Source organism: Chamaesiphon sp. VAR_48_metabat_135_sub, assembly GCF_031418915.1.
In the GTDB taxonomy this organism is placed as follows: Bacteria; Cyanobacteriota; Cyanobacteriia; order Cyanobacteriales; family Chamaesiphonaceae; genus Chamaesiphon.
This window is the reverse complement of sequence record NZ_JANOJV010000015.1, coordinates 1-3,561: the sequence shown is the minus strand read 5'-3', so window position 1 is coordinate 3,561 and position 3,561 is coordinate 1. Positions and strand designations below refer to the sequence as shown.

The following is a 3,561-nucleotide window of genomic DNA, read 5'->3' as shown; positions in this document are numbered from 1 at the left end:
GGCTAGAGCAGGATCGCGGTAGAGGCTACGAGAAAGTGCGCTGCCAACCATTTGGGGAGTTTCGAGTTCCTCTTCCTCTTCATCCCAACTATCTCCAGTCATGTCGTCGTCAGTCATCGCTTGAACTCTACATATAACCTTTCCAGTATGCAGAGCGCGATCCGTGAACGACTTGAGTTGTTTGGCTGAAAAGCGAGACTTTATTCCGATGGTCGATGACCGATGAATCCCGATCGCGGGAATGAAATATAATTATTTTGCTCCGGCTAACCGTGCGAGCGGCTAGAGATATCAAACTGATGAATATTACTGCTGCCCTAGCCAATTTAAGGTTCTAATCAGATGCTTATGAATGACCAAAAAATTAAATTCCCAGAGCAACTAAACGAAGCAGAACGATTAGAGTTTTTAAATTATTTATTACAAACCCTACAGAATAATAGCTCTCAATCCAATCGAGACAGCCATCCAGTCAAGAAAAAAGTGGGTTATGATCGTATATTATTCCCAATACTTTCAGAAATTACTTTAACCGCTTTCAACGACGATAATCCCAAATCGGCAAGGCAATTACAAACTATTTTTGATGATGGAGTCGATAAACTTCAAAAAATTATCGATCTCGATCCAGCTTCACTAGAACTAGAAACTAAACTCAACAAATTATTCGACAGCATAGAAACCAAAATAACTAAAGTTATTACAAAAGATCGCCCCCAATTAAAAGATCGAGTTTATCAACCGCCTAACCTTGAAAATAGATTATTTGAAAACAGCAAATATCAGATATTGCCAGCGGCATTGCCCATGAAAACTAGCACTCTATGCCAACTTAGAGATGATTTCTGGCAGCAAGATAACTCTAACGGCATCGCCTACTATAGACAGGAATCTCATGCTAATTCTAATAACTATATCGAACACTATATTAGCAGTAGTGAAGATATTCAAGTATTACCGTGGGATAGTGCTAGACAAATTATCGATAAATTTGGATTTAATACCGTTCTATTACAATTATTATTTGCAGCTCATGCCGTCAAGTGTCCACGACCTTGGGAAAGTGAATTTTCCCTAAGTGGTAAAGATATTATTAGAGAATTGGGATGGGAAAACCGCACTGATATTTCACTTCATTCAAAATTATTAGAACTAGCAAATACCAGCTTCGCCCTCGATTGTTTGCTGATTAAAGCCGTCTGGGAAAACCCTAACCACAAAAAAGGCAAAAAGAGAGTCACGATCGACACATCCAGAATGTGGAACGTGCGGGTACAGATGACCGGACAAATGGATTTGGAAGGCAATGTGAAGAATCCAGAAGATTTACATATCACCGTCAGACCGGGAATGTGGACTAAAGGATTTATGGATGGCGGTAAGCATTCTCAAGATGCCTTATATCAATTTGGCTACTTGGCACAGGACGTGATCAAGATAAATCCCTATCACAATGAACTAGCATTAAGACTGGCCATTCACCTCACTTTAGATAGCCACGCCGATCGTGTCACCGAGTACCGCGTTCGCGATCTGTTGGAGATCGCCATGCCTAAATATAAAATCGACCTAGCTGGTAACGATCGGGAGCGAAAACACAAGCTCAAGGAACAATGGGATCGGGCAATCGGCAAATTGATAGAACTAGGCTGGGTGATTGAGTTTGACGATGAAAGTTACCCACCAGAAATCAGACCCGACAGCAATATCAAGAGACATCAACGCGGCTATCTAGAAAAACTACTCAATGCTAAGGTCTATATCCGCTCGACATTTCCCCAAAAAGTGGATATCGACAGACACCTATACGATTTAGTCCCCGCAGAATTGCCGCCGCTGCTAATCGAATCCAAACCCACCAGCAAACTCAAGACCTTCAAGACTTTACCAGCTAAAGCTAACATCCCCAATATCAATTTACGAGTGGCTAGAGAGGCTAAAGGATGGACGCAAAGACAGCTCGCTGCCGAGGTAGAAGTGTCCCAAAGCCTTGTGGCTCAATGGGAAAGGGGAAATCGAACGATCGATGAGAAGAACCTGGCAAAATTACAAGCAAAACTGAATCTATAAATTATCTGTACTTTACAATCGTTTACAGAGCCACAACCCAGACAGGCAAGACTTTATGGGGGGTTTTTTACCCAAAATAGTTTGATTACAGATTTTCAAAAATGGTAATCAAAAAAAAACTCAAAAATTAGACCTCAAACCCTTGATGTATAAGGAAATAATCGTGATTACAGATCGCTCTAGTATCTGCCAACAAACTCTCTAGTATCTGCCAACAAACTGCTCTAGTATCTGCCAACAAGGGATACTCAAACCCATTGGAATCGTAAATATAGTACTAAAAAAATATACAAAAAAAGACTAAAACAGCGATTTTCAAACTCAGGTATGCTTTATGGGCTGGAAATACAGCAATGTATCTTCCAGTAAAATTTTCACGCCAGATCGCAGGACTGCACTACCACTTTTCTGCTGCGGCTCTTCACCAGAAGTCACAGCAATGCTCGGCAACATAACTACCCCGATTGCTCGTTCCAAATTTAATGCCTACAAAGGTTTAGGTAACTCCTGCCCCGTCTGTGCTAGCACTTCGGGGAAATGTCGTTGGCAAAATTACGAGCTTTCCGCCAAAAACGGTAAAATTACCCCCACCATCAAAACCCTGTGCATGACTGGGGCGGGTGGATATGGCAATCCCGACTATCATTATTTCAACGATACCCGCGACGGACAATGGGGCGTATATATCCCCCTCGTCGATTGGAATGAGCATCGCGGCGAAGACCGTCAAGCGACCCCAGCAGAAAGAGAAGAATGGGTCAGAAACCAAAAACTCAAGCAGCAAGCATTACTAGAAGCTGAAAATCAGCGTAAAGCTGAATCATTACCAGCCCTAGAGCGAGACATTGCAGCGCGGGCAATTCTGGCGCAATTATCTTTAAACGAGATCGATCGCAAGGACTTAATCAGACGGGGCTTCACCCGACAGCAGATCGAAGAAATCGGCTTCAAAAGCGTCGAGAAGTTCCAAAGACTCAAAGAACCCGTCAATCCTCGCTTTCCTGGTGTCAACATTCAGGGCAACAGGTTAAATAATGGCTTCATTGGTGGGATTCTGATTCCCATCTACACCATCACAGGTGAAATCGTCGCCTTCCAAATTCGGAATCGAGAACCCTCTAAATCTCGGTATCGCTGGCTATCGAGTACCTGGGAAAAAAGCCGAGAAAATGGCCCTGTACCCAACCTCCCCAACGGTGAGATTCCCCTCACCTTCTCCTACCCTCAACTGCTAGGAGTTATCCCAGTAATTAGATCGATCGGTTTAGCAGAAGGAACCGGAGCTAAACCCAACCTAGCTGCGATCGAAATGGGGCAACAGGTTATCGGTGCGGCGGGGGGACAATTCTTATCCGCTCCCGAACAGTTAAAAGATGCTCTAGAACGGTGGAGTGCCAACTATATCGATCTCTACCTCGATGGTGTGGATATTCACAAACCCCAAGTAATCCGCCGTTGGCTCAATCTCTACCACCAATTACTGGAATGGGG

General features: G+C 43.5%; 1 protein-coding gene and 1 pseudogene. Both read left to right on the top strand.

What is annotated here, in order from left to right:
* Positions 1-348: 348 nt before the first annotated feature.
* Positions 349-2,070 carry a helix-turn-helix transcriptional regulator gene (locus tag RMO55_RS00660; protein WP_310421949.1) on the top strand — a complete coding sequence of 574 codons (1,722 nt, stop codon included), beginning with the start codon at positions 349-351 and terminating at the stop codon, positions 2,068-2,070.
* Between the two features lie 334 nt (positions 2,071-2,404).
* Positions 2,405-3,561: pseudogene (locus tag RMO55_RS00655) on the top strand (hypothetical protein); the annotation flags it as partial.